General features: G+C 43.5%; 1 protein-coding gene. It reads right to left on the reverse strand.

Annotated features, from left to right (window positions below; genetic code table 11):
• Positions 1-104: 104 nt before the first annotated feature.
• Entirely contained in the window at positions 105-545 is a 441-nt protein-coding gene (locus tag QVO39_RS00005) for a hypothetical protein (RefSeq protein ID WP_021902477.1), read from the reverse strand.
• Positions 546-658: the final 113 nt, after the last annotated feature.

A 658-nucleotide genomic window follows, 5' to 3' on the forward strand; every position in this document is an offset into this window, starting at 1 on the left:
CTATTTAACACGGACCTCTGCCGAGGTCCTTTCTCCATTATCCCTCAATGCGTAACCCCTGACCCCTAAGGGTAGTCACTTCATCAATTGCTGGCATTCAGATATTATTTCTCTTTTTGGGCAGCAATACGTTGCCACTGCTCCACGATAGTACCATCTCGATGTTTAATATAGAGGGTATTTTCATCTTCAGAGAAATGGTATTCGTACTCTCTTGTCCAATTGGATCTCTTGATGCCAGCACCCAACTCCAATACGTACAAGATATTGTCTTTGGTGTAGAAATACTCTTTGAGAGGGCCTAGCTCTCCATTGTGATACTGCTTACGCTCGCCCTTTGATGTGTATTCAAACACCAAGAGGTAGTTGTCCGTAGGGTCTTCACGTATCAACTTCCAAGAGCCGGTAAGTCGGCCATCTCGCTTTTGCGATAGTACGAAATCTCTTTCAGCAAGTTGGGATTTGCAAGAGCTGAACACAAGAGCAGCTGTAAGCAGGCAAAATAAAAGGCTAAGTGCTCGGAAGGTAAGGGATTTTCTTTTCATCTGTTTTTTGTTTGAAATGGATAGATAATAATTAAGCGGAGGAACTTTTAGGGGGAAGGGCATTAGGGAGAGGATTGCGTGTAAGTAAATGGAAATGAGAGGGATTTGCAGTG

Source organism: Porphyromonas sp. CAG:1061, assembly GCF_000435035.1.
Classification (GTDB): domain Bacteria; phylum Bacteroidota; class Bacteroidia; order Bacteroidales; family Porphyromonadaceae; genus Porphyromonas_A; species Porphyromonas_A somerae.

What these genes read in the sequence shown, in the direction of transcription:
- QVO39_RS00005 (WP_021902477.1), bottom strand. Translation starts at nt 545, where the DNA reads ATGAAAAGAAAATCCCTTACCTTCCGAGCACTTAGCCTTTTATTTTGC.